Here is a 1,179-nt window from a genome sequence, read left to right as displayed (position 1 = left end):
CTCGATCTTCGCCGCCCTGTTCAAGGGCAAGACTCCCGAGGAGGCACAAGCGGCACTGCAACGGCTGCTGAAGAAGGTCGAGAACCACCTTTTCGAGCTGAACGGCCGCAGCGCCCAGGCCACCCTCAGCATCGGCGTCGCCGCCTCGACGAGAAGACCGCCAAGGCCCAGGACGTGATGAACCGCGCGCATCGCTGCGCCGACGAGGCGGCACGCAAGGGCGGTTCGCAGATCAAGCAGTACAACCCGGCGGAAGAACTCGCCGCCGCCGCCCAGCGCGGCGACGTCATCGCGATCCTCCAGCAGGCGCTGGAGACCAACAGCTTCCGCCTGCTGTTCCAGCCAGTCATCAGCCTGCGAGGCGACAGCCACGAGAACTACGAGGTGCTCCTGCGCCTGCTCAATCCGCAGGGCCAGGAAGTGCCGCCGGCGGAGTTCCTGCATGCCGCCAAGGAAGCCGGACTGGCGGAGAAGATCGACCGCTGGGTGATCCTCAACTCGATCAAGCTGCTCGCCGAGCATCGCGCCAAGGGGCACCAGACCAAGCTGTTCGTCCACCTGTCCAGCGCCAGCCTGCAAGACCCCGGCCTGCTGCCCTGGCTCGGAGTGGCGCTGAAGGCCGCGCGCCTGCCGCCGGAGTCGCTGGTATTCCAGATCAGCGAAGCCGACGCCACCAGCTACCTGAAGCAGGCCAAGCTACTGACCCAGGGCCTGGCCACCCTGCATTGCCAGGCGGCGATCAGCCAGTTCGGCTGCTCGCTGAACCCGTTCAACGCGCTGAAGCACCTGACCGTGCAGTTCATCAAGATCGATGGCTCCTTCGTCCAGGACCTCAACCAGGTGGAAAACCAGGAGGTCCTCAAAGGTCTGATCGCCGAACTGCACGAACAGCAGAAGCTCAGCATCGTGCCCTTCGTCGAAAGCGCCAGCGTGCTCGCCACCCTGTGGCAGGCCGGCGCCACCTATATTCAGGGCTACTACCTGCAGGGACCGAGCCAGGCGATGGACTACGACTTCTCCTCGGGAGAAGAATGAAGAACGGGCGCCCAGGGCGCCCGTTGCTTTTTCCGCTCTACCGACCTGGTTCGCGGCTGCCAGGCTAACAAGAGGCAGCCACCGGCCTCAGGCCCGCCCTTCGCGGTCGCGGTAGCCCGAGCAGATAGAGGATCCCGTCCAGCC

Annotated in this window: 1 pseudogene; it reads left to right on the top strand. The window is 65.3% G+C overall.

Features of this window, described 5'->3' with window-relative positions:
* Positions 1–1,035 (top strand): annotated as a pseudogene (gene fimX / locus BSK43_RS00085) (cyclic di-GMP-binding protein FimX); the annotation flags it as partial.
* Positions 1,036–1,179: the final 144 nt, after the last annotated feature.

It is taken from the genome of Rhizobium sp. P44RR-XXIV (assembly GCF_001999485.2).
Lineage (GTDB): Bacteria > Pseudomonadota > Alphaproteobacteria > Rhizobiales > Rhizobiaceae > Rhizobium.
Note: the sequence above shows the minus strand (reverse complement) of the source record. Positions and strands in the feature narration are given on the sequence as shown.